At 35.8% G+C, this 23,964-nt stretch carries 20 protein-coding genes; 5 read left to right on the forward strand and 15 right to left on the reverse strand.

Annotated elements, in window-relative coordinates:
• Positions 1 to 54: 54 nt before the first annotated feature.
• The 3 genes from M2372_RS16105 to tsf all read right to left on the reverse strand — a co-directional run bounded on the left by M2372_RS16105 (position 55) and on the right by tsf (position 7,320).
• Positions 55 to 2,883 (reverse strand): gliding motility-associated C-terminal domain-containing protein, encoded by a 2,829-nt coding sequence (locus tag M2372_RS16105; RefSeq protein ID WP_123320945.1) that lies wholly within the window; start codon positions 2,881 to 2,883, stop codon positions 55 to 57.
• Between the two features lie 78 nt (positions 2,884 to 2,961).
• The gene (locus M2372_RS16110; protein ID WP_185018906.1) at positions 2,962 to 6,243 is read right to left on the reverse strand and encodes a gliding motility-associated C-terminal domain-containing protein; all 3,282 of its coding nucleotides are present in this window, start codon (positions 6,241 to 6,243) and stop codon (positions 2,962 to 2,964) included.
• Between the two features lie 252 nt (positions 6,244 to 6,495).
• Positions 6,496 to 7,320 carry a translation elongation factor Ts gene (gene tsf, locus M2372_RS16115; RefSeq protein ID WP_123320943.1) on the reverse strand — a complete coding sequence of 275 codons (825 nt, stop codon included), beginning with the start codon at positions 7,318 to 7,320 and terminating at the stop codon, positions 6,496 to 6,498.
• Positions 7,321 to 7,463: 143 nt separating this feature from the next.
• Between tsf and M2372_RS16120 the strand changes: the two genes are divergently transcribed.
• Positions 7,464 to 8,228: a DUF6759 domain-containing protein gene (locus M2372_RS16120; protein ID WP_123320942.1), complete on the forward strand. Its 765-nt coding sequence runs from the start codon at positions 7,464 to 7,466 to the stop codon at positions 8,226 to 8,228.
• A gap of 57 nt (positions 8,229 to 8,285) precedes the next feature.
• Here the strand turns inward: M2372_RS16120 and M2372_RS16125 are convergent, their stop codons facing one another.
• The 4 genes from M2372_RS16125 to M2372_RS16140 form a co-directional block, all read right to left on the reverse strand.
• Positions 8,286 to 9,242 carry an acetyl-CoA carboxylase carboxyltransferase subunit alpha gene (locus M2372_RS16125; protein WP_115970533.1) on the reverse strand — a complete coding sequence of 319 codons (957 nt, stop codon included), beginning with the start codon at positions 9,240 to 9,242 and terminating at the stop codon, positions 8,286 to 8,288.
• Between the two features lie 49 nt (positions 9,243 to 9,291).
• The gene (gltX, locus tag M2372_RS16130; RefSeq protein WP_123320941.1) at positions 9,292 to 11,019 is read right to left on the reverse strand and encodes a glutamate--tRNA ligase; all 1,728 of its coding nucleotides are present in this window, start codon (positions 11,017 to 11,019) and stop codon (positions 9,292 to 9,294) included.
• A gap of 193 nt (positions 11,020 to 11,212) precedes the next feature.
• Positions 11,213 to 12,043, reverse strand: a complete 831-nt coding sequence (locus M2372_RS16135) for a glycosyltransferase family A protein (RefSeq protein ID WP_115970531.1) — start codon at positions 12,041 to 12,043, stop codon at positions 11,213 to 11,215.
• Positions 12,040 to 12,942, reverse strand: coding sequence for a glycosyltransferase (locus M2372_RS16140; protein WP_123320940.1), 903 nt, complete (start codon positions 12,940 to 12,942; stop codon positions 12,040 to 12,042). The genes M2372_RS16135 and M2372_RS16140 overlap by 4 nt, the downstream gene beginning before the upstream one ends.
• 40 nt (positions 12,943 to 12,982) lie before the next feature.
• On the opposite strand from M2372_RS16140, the gene M2372_RS16145 reads away from it, so the two are divergent.
• Positions 12,983 to 14,110, forward strand: coding sequence for a glycosyltransferase (locus M2372_RS16145; RefSeq protein WP_185018904.1), 1,128 nt, complete (start codon positions 12,983 to 12,985; stop codon positions 14,108 to 14,110).
• 5 nt (positions 14,111 to 14,115) lie between these two features.
• Positions 14,116 to 15,201 (forward strand): glycosyltransferase family 1 protein, encoded by a 1,086-nt coding sequence (locus M2372_RS16150; protein ID WP_123320939.1) that lies wholly within the window; start codon positions 14,116 to 14,118, stop codon positions 15,199 to 15,201.
• Here the strand turns inward: M2372_RS16150 and rocD are convergent.
• The 3 genes from rocD to M2372_RS16165 form a co-directional block, all read right to left on the reverse strand.
• Positions 15,198 to 16,448 (reverse strand): ornithine--oxo-acid transaminase, encoded by a 1,251-nt coding sequence (gene rocD / locus M2372_RS16155; RefSeq protein WP_115970528.1) that lies wholly within the window; start codon positions 16,446 to 16,448, stop codon positions 15,198 to 15,200. The genes M2372_RS16150 and rocD overlap by 4 nt on opposite strands.
• 294 nt (positions 16,449 to 16,742) lie before the next feature.
• Positions 16,743 to 17,294: a YdcF family protein gene (locus M2372_RS16160; protein ID WP_123320938.1), complete on the reverse strand. Its 552-nt coding sequence runs from the start codon at positions 17,292 to 17,294 to the stop codon at positions 16,743 to 16,745.
• 56 nt (positions 17,295 to 17,350) lie between these two features.
• On the reverse strand, positions 17,351 to 19,198 hold the full coding sequence (locus M2372_RS16165) for a WG repeat-containing protein (protein ID WP_185018902.1): 1,848 nt from the start codon (positions 19,196 to 19,198) through the stop codon (positions 17,351 to 17,353).
• Here M2372_RS16165 and M2372_RS25650 point away from each other — a divergent pair.
• Positions 19,180 to 19,269, forward strand: a complete 90-nt coding sequence (locus M2372_RS25650; protein WP_409013143.1) for a hypothetical protein — start codon at positions 19,180 to 19,182, stop codon at positions 19,267 to 19,269. The two genes, M2372_RS16165 and M2372_RS25650, sit on opposite strands and share 19 nt — an antisense overlap.
• A 20-nt stretch (positions 19,270 to 19,289) precedes the next feature.
• Here M2372_RS25650 and accC read toward each other — a convergent pair whose 3' ends face one another.
• The 5 genes from accC to pdxA all read right to left on the reverse strand — a co-directional run bounded on the left by accC (position 19,290) and on the right by pdxA (position 23,330).
• Entirely contained in the window at positions 19,290 to 20,645 is a 1,356-nt protein-coding gene (accC, locus tag M2372_RS16170) for an acetyl-CoA carboxylase biotin carboxylase subunit (protein ID WP_123320936.1), read from the reverse strand.
• Positions 20,646 to 20,738: 93 nt separating this feature from the next.
• The gene (accB, locus tag M2372_RS16175; RefSeq protein ID WP_115970524.1) at positions 20,739 to 21,224 is read right to left on the reverse strand and encodes an acetyl-CoA carboxylase biotin carboxyl carrier protein; all 486 of its coding nucleotides are present in this window, start codon (positions 21,222 to 21,224) and stop codon (positions 20,739 to 20,741) included.
• A gap of 127 nt (positions 21,225 to 21,351) precedes the next feature.
• Positions 21,352 to 21,555 (reverse strand): 50S ribosomal protein L32, encoded by a 204-nt coding sequence (gene rpmF, locus M2372_RS16180; RefSeq protein WP_007843326.1) that lies wholly within the window; start codon positions 21,553 to 21,555, stop codon positions 21,352 to 21,354.
• Positions 21,556 to 21,622: 67 nt separating this feature from the next.
• Positions 21,623 to 22,153, reverse strand: a complete 531-nt coding sequence (locus M2372_RS16185) for a DUF177 domain-containing protein (protein WP_115970523.1) — start codon at positions 22,151 to 22,153, stop codon at positions 21,623 to 21,625.
• Positions 22,154 to 22,238: 85 nt separating this feature from the next.
• On the reverse strand, positions 22,239 to 23,330 hold the full coding sequence (pdxA, locus tag M2372_RS16190; protein ID WP_123320935.1) for a 4-hydroxythreonine-4-phosphate dehydrogenase PdxA: 1,092 nt from the start codon (positions 23,328 to 23,330) through the stop codon (positions 22,239 to 22,241).
• A gap of 48 nt (positions 23,331 to 23,378) precedes the next feature.
• Here pdxA and M2372_RS16195 point away from each other — a divergent pair, with 48 nt between their 5' ends.
• Positions 23,379 to 23,963 (forward strand): riboflavin synthase, encoded by a 585-nt coding sequence (locus M2372_RS16195; protein ID WP_123320934.1) that lies wholly within the window; start codon positions 23,379 to 23,381, stop codon positions 23,961 to 23,963.
• Position 23,964: the final 1 nt, after the last annotated feature.

Genomic DNA, 23,964 nt, shown 5'->3' on the forward strand with positions numbered 1-23,964 from the left:
ATAAAAAAACCACGATTTTGAAATCGTGGTTTTGAAAGTTATAAAGGTGTATGGTTATTCTCTGTTTTTTACCATAATCCAACCTGTGTATTTAATTTCGGTTTTTTCTTTGTTTGATTCATTCCATGAAACATGATACCAGTATGTACCTGTTATCAGTTTCTTGTCGAAGTGTCTTCCGTCCCACTTGTAATTATTGAATTTATTTCCTGTAAATATCATATTTCCGTATCTGTCATACACTACAAAGTTAAGGTTGTCTTTGTATGAAAGATCACTGTAATCGATATAGTCATTGATGTTATCTCCATTAGGAGTAATGGCATTCAATAAATTAGGAACTGTTACTTCTGCTGAGTTAGGAGTACAATTGTAAGCATCTTTTACATAGAATTTATGCTGTCCTCTGCTTAACCCTGTGAAAGTATTTGAATCCTGCCAGTTCGTAGTTCCGTCAACAGCATATTTGTAAGGGGCTTTACCTCCTACCACAACTACGGTAGCTGTAGTATTGTTGATTTCAATTTGCTGGATAACTGGTTCAACTGCTTTTTTCACTCTTACTACCTGTGTAAGAAGGCATCCGTTTTTCTCAAGAATTACAGAATATTCACCTACACCTACACCTCTGATTCCTGAAGATGTTGCTCCGTTGTTCCATAAATAAGAATCATATCCAGGTCCAGCATCCAGGTCAGTTGTAGCATCAATACAGATGTATTTATCTACAAGGACTGGAGATTTTTTGATTGGAAGAGGGATCAGTTCAATTTTCGCAGTTGCACTACATCCTTGTTCAGTAGTAATCTTCACATAAACAAAACCTCCTGTAGCAGGATAGTTGTTCGCTGGTTTTATTTCATTCAAACCTGAAGTAAGGTCTTTTAATGTACGGTAATATTTTTTTATTGCTAATCCATAGTCTGTAACGTTTGCTGTTGTCAGATCAAAATAAGCATAAGGTGCTACATCGTACCAACAAGCTTTAATAGAAGCATCTTTCACAATGAAAGGGATAACCGTAAGTTTTAAGGTAACTTCTTCACAATCCATAAAATCCGGGGAGTCTCCACAGAATGTATAAACGATTGTATCAGTTCCTTCATAATTAGGTTTCGGTGTATAGGTAATTGTACCATCTGGATTTATCACTGCCGTTCCGTTAGTAGGAGGGGTAAGGATTTTTAAAGTACTGAATACCGGAGTCTGAGTCGAAGAGGAGAAGGCTGGAGTAATGATCTTAGTAGAACATGCTGGTTCTTCTTTAGTAGTCAGCTTCAGACAGTTCGTTACTTTATATGGAGCTGTTGTTATTGATTGGCATGCTCCCATTGTAACCTTTACAGAATAATAGCCAGGTTGTGTAGGAGAATACTTATAAGCATTTGCTCCGGAAATGGCTACATCATTAAGAAACCACTGATACGTATCATAAGTATCAGCCACATCTAAAACAATTCCAGGAACACAGTCACCTGTCTTAGAAATTCCAGGAACAGATGAGAATCCTGCAAAATATCCACCATATCCGGCAGAGCTGTATCCTCCGTTGATACCAGCTGTTACCGCTTTTGTAGAGGTAATGGTAAGGTTAGGAGGGAAAGTTCCCACTGAATAGGTTACCCACTGAGAATTTCCTGTTAAAGGATATGGTCCATCAGCTGCAGAAGGTGCTACACCATTGACCAGTACAGTTGCTCCTACCTCAGTTAATATATTAAGTTTTAACTTAATATCACTAGTAGCAATGCCCGGCATTTCATTGATCTTACCAATTTCATCAATTTTTCGGGGTAAGAAACAGTTCAACGGTGGTATATAATTATAGCCGTTGGTTGCACCACTTGATCCAACTCCAACGAATTGATATAGGTATACATTCTTAGAGGTAGAAATGAACATATTAGAATGGGTTCCTCCAGGCTGAGCCACATAGTTGGTCTCGTTGATTCTATACCAACCTCCTGCATTTCTGGTAGCAACAGGAGTGGTTGAGCCATTAAGATATATTTCAGTATTGTCTTCAGTGGCAATAATAAGACCTCCTTCCATATTTAGAGAAGGATCTGTAGATATGGTTTTCACCATAGCAAATGTATTCCCTAATCTTTCTACAGGGACAGACTGGTCAAGAACGGCATCAGAACCGCCACTTCCGCCGGTTGAAAAGTTACCATTACAGCTACCATTGGTAAGGGTCACTGGTTTGTTGGTAACAATCTTAGCACCAATGAAGCCTTCCTGATTAGCTTTTGTGTTTCCTCTTCCTGCAAAAATAAAAGACTGCCCTTTGTTTAAAACAAACGAATGGTTTTTGCCAGGTGGAGTACCATTAACAAATTTTAAGTCGTTAGTAGTCCAGCTTACAGTAACGGTTGTGTTGTCCTCAGTAGCCAGGATTCCTGCTGTAAAGCCATCTAGTGTAGAATCACCTGGGTTTCTTTGGTTAGGGCTGGTAGCTACATAAAATAGGTTACCGATTCCAGCTCTTCCCTTGCTGGTAATAATTTCACCATGGGCATCCTGTGCTAATCGTAAACTGCAATAGAATGGTTTGTCCGCTTTTAAATAAAGCCCTTTTGAACCTACAACAAATGCATCGGTAGCTCCATTAGCTGTAATAAGAGATTCTTCGACATCAAATGTTTTAGGGTCTCCTTTGGCAATAGTAACGGTACCTATAAGGGTGTTTGCGCTGAATATTTTTACGTCAAAGGGAGTCGTAGAATCAGTGGATAGATATACCTTATTTTCATAGCTGTTAAACGTTGATGGTGTCAACACACTATAATAAGGTGCAATCCAGTGCTCGGTATCCCTTTGCGCGAAGAGGGTATTAATTGTTAAAAAAGTTAATACCAGACTGAGTAGAAATCTTTTCATGTGTATGGAATTAGGATTTCTACAAAATTAAAATAAAAAATCAAATACTTTTAATAAAATGTAAATAAATGTTGAAAATTATTCCCGATTTTTAATTAAAATCCATCCTGAATGTGAAACTGGTAATTGAGTGTCTGGTTCAACCCATTTTATAACATACCAGTAAGTTCCCGTAGGAAGACTTCTGCCATTGGATTTTCCATCCCAGATATAATTTTTGTCAGAAGACTTATATACAGGATTTCCATATCGGTCTGATACCTCTATTGATACATTCTGTTTTATTCTTAATTCGGAATAGTTCAGGACATCATTGATTCCATCTCCATTGGGCGTGATGGTATTGATAAGATTAATAATCAGGAACTCTTTGGTTACATGTCGGCATCCGTCTGAGCCCAATACATACACTGTATGCATTCCTCTTGATAATCCTGTAAATACATTGGAATTCTGATAATCAAAACCATTTAATGAATATCGGTAAGGAGGCGTTCCACCGGTTACCTGTACAGTAGCTGTGGTACCGGAAACATCTATTCTTGAAATAACAGGTGACTGTGCGGTGGTTACCTTTACATATTGACGGTATACACAACCGTTAAACCCAAGATCTACATAATAGTTTCCTGCAGAAGCACTAATGGTTTGGCTGGTTGCTCCATTACTCCATAAATAGGACGAAAATCCTGGGCCTGCATCCAAAAGAATTTTTTCATTAGAACAGATCATCTGGTCATAGAGTGTAGTAGACTTTTTAGGAGTTTTTAAAACAAGTGTTAAGACACCTGTAGTAGGACATGCTGTACTGCTTTGGAATCTTACGTGATAAATACTTCCTGTAGAAGTAATAATCTGTGATGCTAAGACAGGATTAGTTCCCGCCTGCGCATCGGCAGCAGAGGCATAGAATGTTAAGATCACATTAGGATCAACTGTAAATAAACCTTTGTAATCATTCAGGTTTACAGATTCGGAACCACTGATATCATTATCACAGACATCAGCTTTAGCATTATTTGTAATTAAAGAAACCTTATTTCCGATTGTGAAATTAATCTGTCCGAAGACTGCGGGACAGCTTCCGGTATTACCTGTCGCTCTTACATATACCGTAGTATTCGCTGTATAAGTCCAGTTATCAGGAAGAGTATTACTGTTTCCTGCAGTGGCATCAGCCTGGTTAAGGTAATATTTTACTGTAAAGATGGCTGAGTTGGCAACAATCTGCGGAGTAACATTGTTAAAGTTGATCACTACACTTCCGTCAAGATCACTTCCACAGCTATTGGCATTGAAATTACTGGTATTAATAACGGGAACAGGGAATGTGTTTAAAGTAATGGTAGCTACTTTAGAGCATCCATAAGAGGTTACATTGGCATACACAACTCCTGCCGGACCTGTGTAACTGAGCGGATTAGCAATAGGCCCTGTTAGATTAGCATTGGTGAAGTAAGTTATCGTAGCTCCCGGAGTTGGGCTTACACTGGCTGTTTTCAGATTGTATGTTCCATTTCCATTAGTGTCAGCACAGGAAAACATGACATCATTAGTAACCTGAAGTGTGTGAATATTCACTTCTATCTTAAAATATTCAAAAGCTGCAGGGTCTCCATTTCCCTGAATATAATAGGTGAAGGTATCTGTGAAATCTGTAGGTGTACCTGCATTAGGAGTATAAGTGATTTGTCCTGTTGTCGGATTGATGGTAACCGTTCCGTTGGCAGGCTGTGCCATAATGCTAGTCTTGGAAGGATCTACTGTCTGACTAGAGCTTGTAAATACAGGAATAATTACCTTAGGGTTACATGAACCAATATCATAGGTTGTTGTAGTAATAGGTGGGCATACTGTATAATTGTACTCTGCGGTAAGTCTGGTCTCACAGCTGTTCTTAGTAATCTTGCAGGTGTAGATTCCGGATCCGTATGTGTCCGGATTAATTGAAGGAGTTGTTGCCCCTGTGATTTCAGTGCCATTAAGGTACCATTTGTAGTTATCATAGCCTGATTCTACCTCTAAAAGAACTCCATTATAACAGTCTCCGGTTTTCTTGATCACCGGAATTGAAGAGAATCCTGCAAAATATCCTCCGTATCCTACAGCTCCGTTTCCGGCAGCAATTCCAGCGGTTACAGGCTTGGTTGAGTTTACTGTAATATTCCCTGTCACTCCCAATATGGAATAAGTTTCCCAATCTGGATTTCCCGTTACGGAATAAGGACCGTTTCCTGCAGCAATCGGATTTCCGCTTACTGTTACAATGGCTCCTTTCTGTGTAATGATATTCAGTCTCGTGGTGAAAGAATCACTTCCGATTTTGTTGATAATTCCTATCTCGTCTATTTTTGTTGGCATGAAACAGCTCACAGGAGGGATAAAATTCATTCCTCCGGAGGCAAATTCATTTCCACTTACTGCTCCTGATAACAACTGATATACATAAACGTTCTTGGTAGCAGAAATATTCATGTTATAATGACCATTTCCCTGATTGATATATTTATTACTGGGAACAAGATAGTACTTCCCTGTATTAAGGATCACAGGTGACCCGGTTCCGTTGAAAGTAATCTGTGTATTGTCTTCTGTAGCAACAATTACTGCACTTTCCATTTGAGAAGTGACCCCTCCGTTACCTTTTACCATTACAAAGCTCTTCCCCAGTCTGTCTACCGGAACAGACTGATCCATCAATACATCATTATTGGTTACATTTACGTAAGCCCCGTTAAAATTTCCATTCGTAACTGTGATGGGTTTAGTAGATGTAATCTTAGCTCCAATCAGACCCGTTTTATTTATATTCTTTTGAGAACTTACTACATCAAGAATATAAGACTGGCCCTTATTGAGGGTAAAAGTTTTCGTTGAGGAAGTCGTTCCATTTGAAAAAAGAAGAGAAGGATCATAACCTGAAATTTCCACTACTGTATTGTTTTCGGTTGCGGTAACACCAATAGAAGAATTCATATAGGTGGCAGAGCCTGCAATAGGAGCCATGCCGGCATAGAAGGTAGTTCCCAAAGCTGCTGCTCCTTTGGAAGTAAGGATTTCAGCCTGATTTTGAAGTGAGAATCTGTAATTAGCAAAGAACTTCTTAGCTCCCTTCACATGAAGTCCCATAGAATTTGGGGTGAATAGCTGAGACTGAGAAGTGGCAATTAAAAAATTATTAGGTACTGATACCGATATAGGGTTGTTTTTGCTTACCTGTACTGTAGTGTAAAGCATATTATTATTGAAAACCTGTACGGAAAATGGAGTGGATTCGTCTGTAGACAGATACAAAAATCCTTGAAGTTGGCTAACATTAGCTTTCGCAGCCATTGGAGCAAACCAGTGTTCTGTATCCAATTGGGCATTCACTAATAGACAAAAAAAAGTGCAAAAAGCTAGTAGATATTTTTTCATGCGTTATTATAAGGGCCGCAAATTTAAGCATTAATAATCAAAATTTTATATAAAAAAAATCTTTGAATTCCGGATTATTCCATAATTATTAAATATTTAAAATTTACTTCATTTTACGTTCATGTTTGTTGATTTTATTCCATAAAAAAATCCCGATGAAAAAATCATCGGGATTCAATATTTTAAAAAGTGGGATTATAAGCTTACTCTTACAAATCCTGTTACTTTTAGATCAGCGTTTACAGATTTTACATAATCAGCAACTGACATACTAGAATCTTTAATAAAATCCTGGTGTACCAAAGTGTTGTCTTTGTAGAATCTCTGCATTTTACCTTTCAAGATATTATCGATAATGTTTGCAGGCTTACCTTCTTCAGTAAGTTTGTGTCTTTCAATCTCTAATTCTTTGTCGATAGTTTCCTGAGAAACTTTAGTTTCGTCAAGAGCGATAGGGTTCATCGCAGCAGCTTGCATAGAAACAGATTTAGCAACTTCGTCAGCTCCGTCTACTTTTGCAGAAAGAGAAGTGATTGCAGCAATTTTGTTTCCAGCGTGGATATAAGCTCCTAGGAATGGTCCTTCGATTCTTTCGAATGTACCGATTTCGATTTTTTCACCGATAACACCTGTCTGCTCAATTAGTTTTTCAGCAACAGTCATTCCGTGGAAATCTGTAGCTAATAATTCTTCTTTAGTAGCAGCAAAGATTGCCATTTCAGCTAATTCATAAGCTAGCTCGATGAAAGCTTCGTTTTTACCAACGAAGTCAGTCTCACAATTTAAAGAGATAATAGCACCTAAAGTGTTATCTTCATTTACTCTTGCGATTACAGCACCTTCAGTAGATTCTCTGTCAGCTCTGTTAGCAGCTACTTTTTGTCCTTTTTTTCTAAGGATATCTACTGCTTTTTCGAAGTCTCCTTCAGCTTCAACTAGAGCTTTTTTGCAGTCCATCATACCTGCACCTGTTTGGTTTCTTAATTTAGCTACGTCTGCAGCAACTGGTGTATAAGACATAATATCTATTATTTTTTATTTAAGATTAGTATTAATTTTTAGCTTAATTTTAAAGCAGTGCAAAGATAATGATTTTAATGATAAACTAAAAAATGACTTTTCACGTTATTAATATATTTAATACTATTTTAAAGATTTGATTAATGAAAAAAATCTTCCTTCTCCTTTTTGTATGCATTTTTGCTCTTGGTTTTTCTCAAAAAAAGAAAAAGACAAAATCCAAGGCCGTAGTGGAAAAAGAAACTGTGATCATTTACACGGAGCAGGAAGCTGAAACTTCAAAAGAGACGAGGGTGATTGCTGGTTTCATCAAGCAAAATCCCGGGCATGCACGAACCGATTACTTTAAAAAAAGACTGATGGAAATTATCATGGCAGATAATTCTCCTGAAGCAAAACCTACTATAAAGCCAATCAGTAAAGAGAAAATTGAAAACATTGTTAAAAATAATGAACTGAACAGCGGTAAAGTAATTGCCGCTAATAAGGCATCTACTACAAATAATACGAAGAATACAGATAAAGTAAATAATGCTATCAATGCATTGAAAGAAGAAAGGTTGGCAACGTATGCTTCAGCAGGTTCTGTAAAAAGTGCAGGTTCTTCGGCTAAATCCGAACCTAGCGAAGCGAATAAGAAAACAGCAGCTATGCTTACCCATCTTTTTAATAATGATATTAATAAAAATGAAGCTTATATCAATATTAAAAACAGGTCAAGCTGTAACCTGATCGTGAAAATAAGTGGTAAAAAATATTATAATTTGAGTGTTCCTGCTAAAGGGGAAAACTTTATTCTGATTGATAAAGGAGAATACGTGCTCACCACGATGGTATGTGATGCAAAGTATTCTTCACTGAAGAAAATTACTCAGGATGTTGAGATCGCTCTCAATGTAGCTGATTAACGAAGAAGAAAACTAAAGTAAAAAGGTTAAGAAATATTTCTTAACCTTTTTTATTTTTTATCCTTTAAACTGACCCATCGCGATAAATTTATCCTGTCTCTGGGTTTCAAGCTCCTGTCCTGTAAATTTGGAAAAAGCTTTGATATTCTGTAAAATTGAATTTTTCAAGTTCAGATAAGTGGTCTCCTGATCGTAGTGAGCACCTCCAAGTGGTTCTTCAATAATTCCGTCAATGAATTTTTCTCTTAGAGCATCGTTTGGAGTAAGGTTTAATGCATTGGCAGCATCTTCTTTATGATCCCAGTTTCTCCATAGGATAGAAGAGCAGCTTTCCGGTGCAATTACAGTATACCAAGTGTTTTCCAACATATATACTTTGTTACCTACACCTATTCCTAATGCTCCACCACTAGCTCCTTCCCCGATGATGTAAGTGAAGATCGGAGTTTTCAGCTGAACCATTTCAAAAATATTTCTTGCAATTGCTTCTCCTTGTCCTCTTTCTTCAGCTTCCAGTCCTGGGTAAGCTCCCGGTGTATCCACTAAAGTCACTACAGGGATGTTGAATTTCTCAGCAAGCTTCATTAGTCTTAAAGCTTTTCTGTATCCTTCCGGATTGGGCATTCCAAATCTTCTGTGCTGTCTTTCCTTAGTCGTTCTTCCTTTTTGAGTCCCGATGATCATTACTCTCTGACCATCCAGGGTAATCAATCCTCCAATCATTGCCGGGTCATCAGCGAAATTTCTGTCTCCGTGAAGTTCTAAGAAACTGCCTTTGTCTGCCATTCCGTTAATATAGTCCAAAGTATAAGGACGATCCGGATGACGGGACAGTTGTACTCTTTGCCAAGGTGTAAGATTTGAATAGATTTCTTTTTTCTTTTCTAAAATCTTATCCTCAATCTGGCTGCATGCTAATTTTACATCAACACCACTTTCTTCTCCTACTAAAGAACATGTCTGGTATTGATCCATCAATTCTTTGATAGGAAGTTCGAAACTTAAATATTCCATTTCTTGAAGTAAATTAAATCTTTCAAATGTATGAAAAATTATGGTAATTTTATTTAAAATTATTTATAGCATTGCTTATTCTGGCGATACTTTCCTCTTTTCCAATGATTTCCAGAATATCCGGAACATCTGGTCCTTTCAGTTCTCCTACTAAAGCTAATCGCAATGGCATCATTACTTTACCCATTCCCAATCCTTTGTTTTCTGCGAAATCATGCATCATCTGCTTTAGTGTTTCTGCAGCAAAGTCTGTAGACTCAAGGGTTGTAGATAATTCTCCTAAAATAGCAGATGTTTCATCATTCCATGCTTTTTTAGAAGCTTTTTCATCATAAGAAGTAGGGGCTTCAAAGAAAAATTTTCCGTTTTCATAGATGTCTTTCGGGAAAGTAGCTCTTTCTTTCATCAGAGGAATTACTTTCAATAATTTTTCGTCGGTAACACCTGAAAAATCAAGATCTGAGCTTTTAAGCATCTGAAGAAGTTCCTCATCTGATCTCATCTGAATATACTGGTGGTTGAACCATTCTGATTTTTCTTTGCTGAATCTTGCGCCTGCCTTATGTACTTTATGAAGGTCAAATTCTTTAGCCATGTCATCCAAAGAAAGAATTTCCTTATCATCTGCCGGAGACCAGCCTAATAACGCAACCATATTGATGAAGGCATCAGGAAGATATCCGTTTTCTCTGTATCCTTTAGAAACAGCACCTGTTGCAGGATCTTTGAAATCAAGTGGGAATACCGGGAATCCGAATTTATCACCATCTCTTTTGCTTAGTTTTCCTGAAAGTCCTTTCTTTAAAAATTGCTTTACAGCAGCAGTTAACGGATTGTCATTATCATTTTCACCCAGCATTGATTTGAATCTAGGGCTCTTTACTTCTGCAAAGAATGATTTGATGATCGGGGCAGATTCGTCAAAAGAAAACTGACTGTTCTTTGTTATAAATTCATCCGTAAAAGATTTTGTGATCCCGTCAATATTATCTTTACTGATTAATGCTGAAACATCAGGTTTTAGAATCAAAGAAAGGTGAGCAAATTGTGGAGCTTCCCACTCCATTGCTTCATATAATAAAGTGTGTAATCCTAAAGATGGTAGCCATTCTTCACCACGAATTACATGGGAGATTTCCATTTCATGATCATCGATAATGTTGGCAAAATGGTAAGTTGGCATTCCGTCATTTTTTACCAGCACTTTATCATCTAATGTATTGGTGTTAACCGATGATTTTCCACGGATGATGTCTTCAAGATTCAATACTCTGTCTACAGGCATTTTGAATCTTACCACATATGGAGTTTTTGCATCCAATAATTTCTGAACTTCCTCTTCAGAAAGGGAAAGGTTGTTTTTTAAACGGTTTCTTGTTTTATTATCATAAGAAAAAACCTCTCCGTTTGCTTCAAATTCTGCACGTACAGCATCCAATTCTTCCGGAGTGTCAAAAGCCATATAAGCATAATCCGTTTTTAAGATCTGCTCTGTATATCTGTTATAGATGTCTCTTCTTTCAGATTGTCTGTAAGGGGCAAATTTTCCTCCTTTCTTAGGACTTTCATCAGGGATGATTCCACACCATTCTAAAGCTTCTTCAATGTATTCTTCAGCTCCTTCTACATATCTTGCGGTATCTGTATCTTCAATTCTCAATACAAATTCTCCCCCTTGATTTTTTGCAAAAAGGTAATCATATAATGCAGTTCTTACGCCTCCCAAATGTAAAGGTCCGGTAGGACTTGGAGCAAAACGTACTCTTACTTTCTCCATTTCAATTAAAATTTTTGCAAATTTACTTAAAATTATACGGTTGCGATACAATTATAACTGATTGTTGTTCTTTTGATCCCAAATTCTCCTTCACAGCTATTCTGGTTGAGGAATAAAAAAAGTACATTAAATTTCCTTAGGTAAATTACAGGAAACTTAATGTACTCTTATGATATAATGTGCTTAAGCTAGTTTAGAAAATAGATCTTATAGCACGCTCCAGCTTATAAATAGTTTTATAAGTGAAGGTTTTTTTTACCTGTTTCATCGTCTGTCTGGTTTGAAATGCATTTTGTATATCAGCCAGAGACAGATCAGAGTCTAAAACCTGAGCATAAAGATCACGGTGTTTGTTGAAAATATATGCCTCCATTTGGTTTTGCTTTGCTTTACTTTCCTGTAAAGATTTTAACATGGAACTTTGTCTCTGTCTGTAAAAAAACTGTACAGAGTTCAATTGTACAACATCATCATCTTTCTTTAGAAGCTGAATCCAGAATTCCCAGTCCTCATATCCAAATTTCATATGAGTATCATAACCACTGGTCTTCAGGTAATCTTCTTTCCTGAAAATCCCGGAACAGAAGATATGATTGGCAAATAATAAAGCTTCGTAATCATATTTCGGTAGATCCCAAGGCTCATTTTTAGCATCAAAAAATACGGCTTTACAGTAAACTAATCTGAGCTTTGGATTTTTTTCAAATTCTTTTTTGGCAAGCTCTATATACTGAGTTCCGATTTTATCATCACCATCCAAAGGAAGGATATATTTCCCTTTGGCCATTTTTATTCCATTATTTCTGCTGGCGGCAAGCCCCTGATTTTCCTGATTAAGTTTGGTAAATCTTGGATCTTTAGCACAATAGTCATCTATTATAGCTTCAGAATGATCTGTAGAGCCATCATTTACGATGATACATTCCCAAGAATCTGAGGTTTGGGCAATAACAGAATCTAAAGTTTCAGCCAGATATTTTTCCTGATTGTAGCAGGGAACTACAATAGACACAATTTCATTCATAATTTTCCTGTTTTTCCGATTAACCCATGAACTATTCCTTTGAGAATATTCCTGGAAAATAATATATTTTCTTTAAAGTTTCCTTTAGATGAGAAGAATTTTTTACGGGCTACAATCAAACGTTCCCGGATTACAAAAAATAAACTTCCTGAATGTTTTTTCGTTAACCAGATCCTGTTTCTGGTCATATAGTATTCATATACTTTTCCTCTGGAGCTGTCAGACTGATATGCTACAAGTTCCGTATCAACTGCAATTTTCCATCGGTTGCTCTTTTTGATTCTGTAACACCATTCAGATTCTTCATAATACATAAACAGATCTGCTTCCATATATCCCATGTCATCCAGAACTTCCTTTTTAAACATCATAGCACTTCCATTGATATAGGCCATATCATAAGTCATTCCCTGAGATCCTGCATCTTTTACGTTTTTCAGGAAATTGATATGGTTTCCTTCAAATCCCTTTTTAGGAAATAGGAGCCCTCCGTCAGAAAAAATAAAATCAGGATTGTTATGGTACAGTAATCTTGGGCCAATTACTCCCAATGATGCGTCGGATTTTAATTTTAAATACAGCTGTTCAATAGTAGTGGAGTCGATATGAATATCAGGGTTAAGAATAAAAAAATATTTCTTTCCCCATTCAATAGCTTGCCTGATTGCCCAGTTATTGGCATATGCATACCCAAGATTGTTTCCCATCTGATGAAAGAAAAAATGATGAACTTTGCAATAGGTTTCCAGCTCTTTTCCATCATTAGAGTTATTATCAAGAATAATAAAAGAATCATTGCTTATTTCTCCTTTATCGGTGAGCATTGACAGCTGTCTGATGATCTCTTTAGAGGAGTTATAATTTAATATTATTATAATTAATTCTTTTATATCTCTCATTAAATAGTCATATTTGTAGCCGCAAAAATAAATAAATATAATGAAAAAGAAAGTTCTTTATTTTATGCCTGATAATCCGATGTCTGGAAAGGCCGGAAATACTACCAGGCTTAATTATATGCTTTCTTATTTTAACGAAAACAAGGCGCTTGATGTTACTTTTGTTTCATTGAGAGACTGGGGAATGTGGAAAAAGGAAGAAGAAATCCTGTTTCATGAGAAATTCCCGAATATTCAGTTGCATCTTTTGGATAAGAAATATAAAAAGAGTTTTTTTAAGTATCTTTTTTTATATAAAATACCTTATTTATTTAAAATAAACTCGATAGATACAACAAGTTATATTCTTAGAAAAGAATTTTCGGAAATTATTAAAAAATCTGCTTTTGATATTGTATTAATAAGCTATGCAACATGGGGAAGACTGGTTAACGAAGTTTCTGCCGGGACCTGTAAAATTATTGATACCCATGATTTTATTACTGCACAGAGCCGTCATAAACGTAATGTCGGAAAGCTATTTCAGGATGAGATATCCATTTTAAAACAGTATGATAATATCTGGACTTATTCGGTAGAGGAGGAGTATATATTTGATCAGTTTACCAATAAGAAGGTCACTTTGATGCCTGTTTCATTTCCTGAGAACTTTAGTGAAAAAAAACAGGAGTTTAAATATGATATTATTTACGTTGCCAGTGATAATCCACACAATATAAACGGAATTCAATGGTTTTTAAAAGAAGTATTACCTTTGCTGAATAATGTTAAAATTCATATCATTGGTAAGATTGGTAAGGCAATTGCAGAAGATTATCCAAATGTAGTTAAATATGGTATGGTAGATGACTTACAGGAATTCTACAGCCATGCAAGAGTTGCCATTTGCCCAATGATGAGCGGAACAGGTGTGAAAATTAAAGTACTGGAAGCCTTATCTTATGGATTACCGGTAGTAACAAACAGAAGAGGAGTAGATGGGCTCATTAATAAAAAAAATAACGGATGCTTGGTAAGCCAGGACCCTGTAGAATTTTCAGAATCCATTCATCAGCTTATGAATGATGATGTTTTTTATGAAAAGGTAAAAAAACAGGCAATTTGTTATTTTAAAGAAAACCACAACTCAAAAATAGAAAAAGAAATTCTTGATTCTATTTTTTTATAAAATTTATGAAGAAAAAAATCTTAATTGACCTCGAACGTCTAAGATACCCCAATTCAGGAATAGCTAATGTGTTTAGAAACCTCGCAAAAGGATTACAAGAGGGGAATTCTAAGTTTGAAATATTTTTTTTCGGTAAGAAAGAACAGCTCGAAAAATTTGAGCCTATACCGAATTGTGTGCTCTGGAACAAAACACATCGTTTTTTTGAGCGTTTTAGTGGTGAGTTTGATCTGATTCATGTAAGCCATCAGCTTTCTTCTTATTTTCATAGAAATTACAAAGACACAATTAAAATCATTACCCTTCATGATCTGAATTTTTTGCATGAAAACCTTACCGATTTCAAAAAGAAAAAAATGCTTGGTAAAGTGAGAAGCAATGTAAAAAATGCAGATTATATTGTCTGTATCTCAGAACATGCCAAGCAGGATTTTATTCAGAATAAAAAGCTTTTTACTTTTACTAAACTTAAAGATATTGTTGTTATTCACAATGGAATTCAGCTTCCTGAGCAAAGGGAATATCAATTGGGAAAATACAGTTATTTAAAAAATAAAAAATATATTCTAAATATCGGGGTTCTTTTTAATAAAAAAAATCAGCTGACTTTAGTTGAAATGCTACCTTATATAAAGGAGGATCTTGTGCTTATTGCATCAGATGAGAAGTCATCTTATGCCGCTGAAGTGAAACAGAGAATCAAAGAGTTACATTTAGAACAAAGAGTTTATTTTCTTAAAAATCTTTCGGAAGAGGAGAAGTATGCTGTCATTCAGCATTCGGAAGCAATGTGCCACCCTTCTATTGCAGAAGGTTTTGGGATACCTCCTATTGAAGCTATGGCTTTTGGTAAACCTGTTTTTCTTTCGAAATATACAAGCCTTCCGGAAATAGGCGGGGATGCGGCTTTTTATTTTGAAAGTTTTGAACCGAAATTAATGGCTCAGTTATTTCAGGACAAAATGAATCTTTATCGCAGTCATGAGAAAGAAATGAGCCAGGAAATAAAAAATTGGACAGAGCAATATAGTTATACCGCAATGTCCAATAATTATCTTAAATTTTATGAATCTGTTCTGAATAAGAACTAAGCTTTATATTCCAGAATAGTTTTTTCAATAATTTTTACACAATCCAATAATTGCTCTTCAGTAATTACCAATGGTGGTGCTAATCTGATGATGTTCCCGTGGGTTGGTTTAGCAAGCAATCCGTTTTCTTTTAATAATAAACAAAGATTCCATGCTGTAGAACTGTCTGGAGTATCGTTGATCAGGATAGCATTTAAAAGTCCTTTTCCTCTTACTTTGGTAATCAGATCTGTCTTTTCAATAAGTTTATCGATCTCAGCTCTGAAAAGCTGTCCAAGCTCTTCTGCTCTTTCAGATAATTTTTCATCAGCTACTACATCTAATGCTGCTACAGCTACCGCACAGGCAATTGGATTTCCACCGAATGTAGAACCATGTTGTCCTGGCTTAATCACATTCATAATCTCATCATTAGCTAATACTGCAGATACAGGATACATTCCTCCTGAAAGTGCTTTTCCAAGGATTAAGATATCCGGCTGTACATTTTCATGATGACAGGCGATCAGTTTTCCTGTTCTTGCAATCCCTGTCTGTACTTCATCGGCAATGAAAAGTACATTATGTTTTTTACACAGCTCAGAAGCATTTTTAAGGAAGTTTTCATCCGGAACATATACTCCGGCTTCTCCCTGGATAGGTTCTACAAGGAATGCTGCAATATTTCCAGCTTCTCTGCTTAATACTTCTTCTAATGCTGTAATATCATTGTAAGGAATCTTGATAAATCCTGGGGTAAAAGGACCATAGTTTTGGTTGGCATCCGGATCATTAGAGAAAGAAACGATAGTGGTTGTTCTTCCGTGGAAGTTATTTTCACAAACTACGATCTTTGCTGCATTTTCTGAAATTCCTTTTACTTCATAGCTCCATTTTCTGGCTAATTTTACAGCTGTCTCTACTGCTTCAGCTCCAGAGTTCATAGGTAATACTTTATCAAACCCAAAAAGAGTTGTGATTTTTTGTTCGTACTCTCCTAATTTAGAGTTGTAGAATGCTCTTGAAGTTAAAGCTAATTTCTGGGCCTGCTCTACCAAAGCTCCTACGATTTTCGGGTGCGAGTGCCCTTGGTTTACAGCAGAATATGCTGAAAGAAAATCATAATACCTTTTGCCCTCTACATCCCACACGAAAACACCTTCTCCACGATCCAGAACTACTGGTAGAGGGTGATAATTGTGCGCTCCATGTTTGTCTTCAAGGTCAATAAAATACTGTGAGTTTTTTGTTTGTTCTGCTGTTGACATATTGTTGGTTTTTTACAAATTTACATAATATTAATGAGATCAATAAACAAATACCCTATGCAGTAAAAGATCAGAACTGAAGTAAATTTTGAGGCGGAATAAAGCTGTATCAGAGAATATTTTCTTTGCTGATCGTCCGTAGTAGGTATTATATCTTTACGAGAACAGTTTTTTTCAGATTAATTTTTATTAATCTGGAAATGAGTTGGGAGTCAGGAAATTATTTTAAACAGAGATCAAATCCATCAGGTTTTTTTGATTTCCAGGCCAGGTTCAGATATATTCTTATTATTTTTATAAATAGTAAGCGAAAAACTCTCTGAAAACTGAATAGAAGTCTCTTATTTCAAAATAGAGCGGACTTGAACTTTCAATATTTTTTAAATAGTGTTCCCTGAATAATTTTTTGATTCTGGTCTGATGATAAAATTGTGATACAGAAATAATACGGCTATACTTTAAGCTATCAGCAATTTTTATAGTATTGATAACAGTCTTCTCTGTGTTATCCCCAAAGTTATCCACAAGTATCTTATTGGCAGGGATTTTATTTCTTATCAGATATTTTTTCATCTCCGTACCTTCCCAATAGCCTTCTTTTCCAAGGCCTCCACTAACCAGGATTTCTTTGATTTGTTTTTTCTGATAGAGCTCAATACTTTTGTCTAATCTTGCTTTCAATCTTGAAGAAAGGCTTCCATCTTCATTTACCTTATTTCCGAAGACCACAGCAATATCGGCTTTCTGATTAGGGTTTGTAAGGCCATCATAAGTGATATATAGGGAATGAATAACAAACCAGGAGAAGGCAGTTAAGAGGGCGAATTTAATAATATTTTTAAGCATACTGTAGAGGTACAAATAATTAAATTTGGATTTTTTTGTAAATATATTTCAACAGTTTAATAAATGATTTTGATAACATTCATATAAGGATCAATATATGTTTTAGAAGTTGTTTCTCCATCATAATCATCATGTACAAACATTCCTCCTTCTGAATAACCTTGAAGCGTTGATTTGAATTTTAATTGCATCGCAGGCTTCCATGTATCTTTATTAAGAAGTGTGTAGCTTTTTTCTGTGCCAATAATTAAATAATCCTCGCCTATAGATCCATTAATGTAATCATTATATTGATTCTTCGTAGAACCATTGACTGTTTGTACTATTTTCCCATTAGTATTATAGATTTCTGTTTTCTCAGGTGAAATTATAATATAATTGAGAGTATTTCTTATTTGTTCGCTGGTCAAGAGTTTTTCTTTATAAATAGGATTGTAGTCTTTATCTAAGGGGTATTTATTGCTATTCTCTTCAGTAAAAGGTTTTTTCATAAAGGTATAATATGTCTGCCCTTTTTTTGCTGTTTTTAAAATATTTCCTTTGGTATCAGTAATTATATGGGTGTAGGCGCCTGTCTTTTCATTTCTATTGGCGCCGATAAGAAATTTGTTTTTAGAAAATGTGGCAAAATAATAGGTTGGGCCTTTAATACGATACATGGTCTTGCCGTTTTTTTTCTGAATAAATATACTTTCTGAGTTATTTTGATCATTACTATCGTTGATTCGTAGTATAAAAATATCTTCCAAATACATTACCCGTTGTGTTATGGTTTGTTTTGACCATAAAGGGTGATATTTAAGAATGTTTTTTTCTAAGTTTTCTTTGTTTTGATATCCCGGACTATCTAAAGACATATAATTGATAGATTCTTCGCGAGTATATTCGTGTAAAATTTCTCCCTTAGAATTTAAAATTGCAAGACCATGATTTTCGGGATTTTCTGCAATTATCTGGCCCTCGGAATATCTAAGATTAGATTCTGAATAAATTTTATTCTGAATGATTTCAAGACCTTTGTTGATGTAGATTGTGGATTTTATTTTTGGATAAATATGATCAACATAGTTGGTTCCAACCAACATAATTTCCTTATCATATTCTTCATCTTCATCGTTCAATGGACCTAAGCTATCAAACTGATTTTCAAAATACCTTTTTCCTGTAATCAGGTTCTCCACATAAGTTTTTCTGTAATCTTGAATAATTGCCAGATCACCGGTAATATAAATAGTGGTGCTTTCTACTGTTTTTACTTTTTTACCTGTCTGATCATAGATTACAGTATGCCGTTGAGGGGCTTCTTTTAGAGCTTGAAAATATTTCCCGGAAAAGGTTATTTCTGAATATTCGGCAGGGATAATCTGTTCTCCTTTTTCATTATAAACGCTTGTTAAATTATCGATGCGGACTTTGATAAATCCATCAGCGAGTTGAGAGGTGTTTTTAACCCGAAGCCTTGAAAATCCATCTTTTTTATCCGAGATAAAGTAATCATTGGTTGGAAAGCATTTTGGAGTGATCATCTTTCCCTGAGCATTGATTACAGCATGGCATTTAGATCCTTGAGACTGTCCGGGCTTTGGCGGAATATAAAGAATAATGTCTGCCAGGCCATTCTTAAAATCTGATATGCTGTAATATTGGGTAGGGAGAATAAATTTACCTTTTTCATCAATCAATCCCCATCCTGTCGCTGTAAGAACTTTTGCAAGTTTAATGTCAGAGTTTCTTTTTATCGGTAGAAATTGGCCCACCAGTAAAAATTTTCCTTCAAAAGGATTGGTTTTTAGAGGAGTGTCGGGGCTTAAGATACTGTCTCTATGAATAGTTAGAATTTGTTTGAATTGAGAATAAGCAAGGGCATAAAAGGTCAATAAAAAAAATAAAGCGATTTTTTTCATATAAATCATGGTTTAACCAAATATACCAAGAAAAAATAATCCGTCACACTATAAGTATGACGGACTATTAAAAGTTGTATTATAAATAATCTTAGTGATTATCATATTTTCTGTCCATTACAAAATCCTCCATGAATTTCGTAGTGTAGTTTCCTGCAAGATAATCTTCATTATCCATCAGCTGTCTGTGGAAAGGAATCGTTGTTTTTACTCCTTCAATATAGAATTCCTCAAGAGCACGTCTCATTTTTGCAATAGCTTCTTCACGGGTTTGAGCCGTAGTGATAAGCTTAGCAATCATAGAGTCGTAGTTAGAAGGGATGCTGTATCCGGAATATACGTGAGTATCTACTCTGATTCCGTGTCCGCCAGGGATGTTTAATCCTGTGATTTTTCCTGGAGACGGTCTGAAGTCTGCATAAGGATCTTCAGCGTTGATTCTACATTCGATTGAATGTAATTTCGGGTAATAGTTGATTCCTGAAATAGGAGTTCCTGCAGCAAGAAGAATCTGTTCTCTGATCAGGTCATAATCAATTACCTGCTCAGTAATAGGGTGCTCTACCTGGATTCTTGTATTCATCTCCATGAAATAGAAATTTCTGTGTTTGTCTACAAGGAATTCGATAGTTCCCACTCCTTCGTATCCAATGAATTCAGCAGCTTTTACAGCAGCATCACCCATTTTCTCACGAAGTTCATCAGTCATAAACGGAGAAGGTGTTTCTTCCGTTAATTTTTGGTTTCTTCTCTGTACAGAACAGTCTCTTTCAGAAAGGTGGCAAGCTTTACCGAATTGATCACCTGCAACCTGAATTTCGATGTGTCTAGGCTCCTCGATCAGTTTCTCCATATACATACCTCCGTTTCCAAAAGCAGCTACAGCTTCCTGAATTGCAGATTCCCAGTGATCTTTAAGGTCTTCAGCTTTCCATACTGCTCTCATTCCTTTACCACCACCACCGGCAGTTGCTTTAATCATTACAGGGTATCCTGTTTCTTCAGCAACCTTTATAGCGTGCTCATAAGATTCAATAAGTCCGTCAGAACCTGGTACACATGGTACACCTGCAGCTTTCATGGTAGCCTTAGCGTTAGCTTTGTCTCCCATTTTTTCAATCTGCTCAGGAGATGCTCCAATGAACTTGATTCCGTTTTTCTCACAAATTCTTGAGAAGTTAGCATTTTCAGATAAGAATCCGTAACCTGGGTGAATGGCGTCTGCGTTCGTAATTTCCGCAGCGGCAATAATGTTAGGGATTTTAAGATATGAGTCTTTGCTCATTGCAGGACCAATACAAACCGCTTCATCAGCAAATCTTACGTGAAGACTGTCTTTATCAGCAGTAGAGTATACTGCAACGGTTTTGATCCCCATTTCTTTACAAGTACGTAAAATACGCATTGCAATTTCGCCACGATTGGCAATTAATATTTTTTTGAACATCTCTCCGAAATTTTAAATTATAAATTTTGAATTTTAAATTATTTTAAATGAAACAGTTTCATCTAAAATTTATAATCTTTAATCTAAAATTCCTTAAGATGGATCTACTAAGAATAATGGTTGGTCATATTCTACCGGAGTTGCATCATCAACTAAGATTTTAACAATTTTTCCGCTAACTTCAGATTCAATCTGGTTGAATAACTTCATTGCTTCAATTACGCAAACTACTTTACCAACAGAAACATCATCACCTACATTTGCAAATACATCTTTATCCGGAGATGGTTTTCTGTAGAAAGTACCGATCATTGGAGACTTGATCGTTATATATTTACTGTCATCAGATGCAGTCTCAGCTTTTTCAGCAGCAGGAGCAGGAGCAGAAGTTGCAACAGGAGCTTGAGCAGCTACCGCTTGTGGAGCAGTGTGGTATACTGCAGGCTGTGCATAAACAGCGTCACTTCCAGCTAATGGAGTTTTAATAGTGATTTCGAAATCTTTAGTTTTGTACTTCACTTCTGAAACTTCAGCCTTAGATACAAACTTAATAAGATTCTGTATGTCTTTAATGTCCATAAATTTGATATTTGATTTTGATCCAAAGATACCAAAAAAACGTAAAAAACAACAAAAAACCGCCAAATTTTATCAAAATTGGGCGGTTTTTGTATTAAAATGAGGCTTTTTCAATGAAAAGCGACTCTTAGTTTTCTTCAGTAGTAGCTACTTCTTTTTCCAATACTACTTTACCTCTGTAGTAAAGTTTTCCTTCATGCCAGTGAGCTCTGTGGTATAGGTGAAGCTCTCCTGTTGTTGCATCTTTAGCTAATTGAGGAACTACAGCTTTGTAGTGAGTTCTTCTCTTATCTCTTCTTGTGGACGATTGTCTTCTCTTTGGATGTGCCATTTTCTAATAACTTTTTTAATTGATGAGCGATGAGATTCATCATCTCATCATATTTAAATTATTCTATTTAATTATTGTCTCTTAATTTTCTTAAAGCGTCCCATCTGGGATCACTCTCATGTTCTTCCTCTTCAGCTTCTTCAATTTCTTTCGGACTGAACTGGTCAAGAATTTTTATATCTTCATCACTTACATTCGGTGATATTTTTTTCATTGGAATAGAAAGCATTACGTTTTCGTAGATCAGATGAGCAACATTAAAAGCGTGCTCTGTGGTAGGAATAGTGATAACATCTTCATTGCTGTCATCATATTCTTCCCCAAAATTCACCAGAATTTTGATTTCATTCTCAATAGGGTAGTCAAAATTTTCATTTGTGATATCACAAACCAGTTCAACTAAACCTTGTATTTTAATCTCAAACTCCAGAAATGTAGTATGCTTATCTAAAAATACATTTACTTCTATTCTGGGATTTGTAAATTCCTGCTCAGTGTCAAATAATTGAAAGAACGTTTTATCTATCTCAAACTTGAACTCGTGTTTTCCGTTTTTAAGTCCGGAAAAGCTTACATCGTAGTTTCTTAACTTGTCCATAAAATGAGTGTGCAAAAATATGCATTTTTTTTTATAATAACAAACAAAATCTAAAACAAATTAATTTAAAATTTGTTTTAACAATTTATGCTTCAGTTTCCTCAGGAAGATCTTCGTCTATTCCGTTATCAACAGCTATTTTTCTCGGCTGAAGGCGGCTGCTCATCAATTCACCATATTCACTTCTGTTCTTAAAAATCTTAATAGCAGTGAAAATTGCTTCCATAAAACTCTGCTCATCAGCAATATTTTTTCCCGCAATATCATATGCTACCCCATGATCCGGAGAGGTTCTGATAAAAGGAAGTCCTGCGGTATAATTTACCCCTTCTTCATAAGCAAGTGTTTTGAACGGAGCTAATCCCTGATCGTGGTACATTGCTAAAACTGCATCAAAGTTCCTGTATTTGTTAGGCTGGAAGAAGCTGTCTGCGGGGAAAGGACCAAATGCGAGAATTCCGTTATCTGAAAGTTCCTGAATAGCCGGGCTTATGATCTCAATTTCTTCACTTCCGATAACACCGCCATCACCAGCATGAGGATTTAATCCCAATATCGCAATTTTAGGTTTCTGAATACAGAAATCTTCAATAAGAGTCTGGTTCAGGACCTTAATCTGTTTTTTGATTTTTTCTTTGGAAATATTCTCAGCTATCTGAGCAATAGGAATATGATGGGTGGAAACAGCTACTTTAAGATCTTCAGTTACCAGAAACATTAATCCTTTTTTACTGAACTTTTCTTCAAAATATCCAGTATGTCCGGTATGTTTAAAGCCCATTTTTACCATTTCATCCTTGTTGATAGGAGCTGTTACAAGAACGTCGATATCTCCATTCATTAAAGCTTCAGTGGCTGCTTCTAAAGAATCAATTGCCATTTTGGTGGATTCTTCTGTAGGAACTCCCAGTTCTACATTTACATTTTCTTTGGTAAGATTCAGCATATTCAGCTTGCCGGGCTGGGCCTGGGAAGCTTCATTGATATAATTGAAATTAAGATTCAGCTTGAAAATATTTTTCTGATAAGTAAATAATTTTCCCGAACCAAAAATCACAGGAGTGAAAAAATCCGTAATGGTTTTGTCTGTCAGAGACTTCATGATGATCTCCGGACCGATGCCATTGAAATCACCGATTGAAATTCCTACTCGTACTTTATGGTTTTTTGGGCTCATTTTGATTATCTTTGAAGATTATAATTTACAAATTTAGCAAAAAATAATATGTTCACAGGAATTATTGAAGCAGTTGGTGTTATTGAAAAGATTGAAGAGAAAGGAAGCAACATAGATTTCACCCTGACATGCCCTTTTACAAACGAGCTTAAAATTGATCAGAGCCTTGCTCACAACGGTTGTTGTCTGACGGTGGTTGAGATTAAGGAAAACCAATATGTAGTTACAGCAATCAACGAAACACTGGAGAAAACAAATCTTGGAAAATGGGATTTAGGAACTGTAGTGAATCTGGAACGTTGTATGAAAATGGATGGAAGACTGGATGGTCATATTGTTCAGGGTCACGTAGATAAAACAGGAGAAGTGGTAGGGATCGAAAATAAAGACGGGAGTTATTTCATTACCATGAAATATGATGCAGACGGAAATTTTGTAACCGTACCTCAGGGTTCTATTACAGTAAATGGAATTAGTTTAACTGTTGCGAAAAGTGAAGATACACAGTTTTCTGTAGCCATTATTCCCTACACCTGGGAGTTTACCAATATGAAACACCTGAAAATTGGTGATAAAGTAAACCTGGAATTTGATATCATTGGTAAGTATATTGCTAGGTTAATTAAAAAGTAGG

Source organism: Chryseobacterium sp. BIGb0232, from assembly GCF_024810195.1.
GTDB classification, from domain to species: Bacteria; Bacteroidota; Bacteroidia; order Flavobacteriales; family Weeksellaceae; genus Chryseobacterium; species Chryseobacterium pennae.